This window comes from Exiguobacterium sp. s152 (assembly GCF_018618335.1).
In the GTDB taxonomy this organism is placed as follows: Bacteria; Bacillota; Bacilli; order Exiguobacteriales; family Exiguobacteriaceae; genus Exiguobacterium; species Exiguobacterium chiriqhucha.
Genome location: NZ_JACSLX010000035.1, coordinates 1 through 382 on the forward strand (window position 1 = coordinate 1; position 382 = coordinate 382).

The window sequence follows — 382 nt, forward strand, 5'->3', positions numbered from 1 at the left end:
ATCTAGCGTCTAAGACACACGGTCCTCACGGACCATATGTGAAATAATTGGTTTGATGTCTTGATGAATCTTCAGTTTTCAAGGAACAAAGTGGAGCCTAGCGGGATCGAACCGCTGACCTCCTGCGTGCAAGGCAGGCGCTCTCCCAGCTGAGCTAAGGCCCCGTATTGAAATTCTCAAAAAAATGGTGGGCCTAAGTGGACTCGAACCACCGACCTCACGCTTATCAGGCGTGCGCTCTAACCAGCTGAGCTATAGGCCCTCATATTTTGATTGTCGAGAGATTTTGGTCTCTCAAAACTGAACGATGGGCAATGCCACATGGGCATTTTCCTTAGAAAGGAGGTGATCCAGCCGCACCTTCCGATACGGCTACCTTGTT

Annotated in this window: 2 tRNA genes; both read right to left on the reverse strand. The window is 49.7% G+C overall.

The annotated features are described in order from the left end of the window. Positions 1-91: 91 nt before the first annotated feature. Positions 92-164 (reverse strand) — tRNA-Ala (locus KNP72_RS15785). A 21-nt stretch (positions 165-185) separates the two neighbouring features. After that, positions 186-262 (reverse strand) — tRNA-Ile (locus tag KNP72_RS15790). Positions 263-382 lie beyond the last annotated feature (120 nt).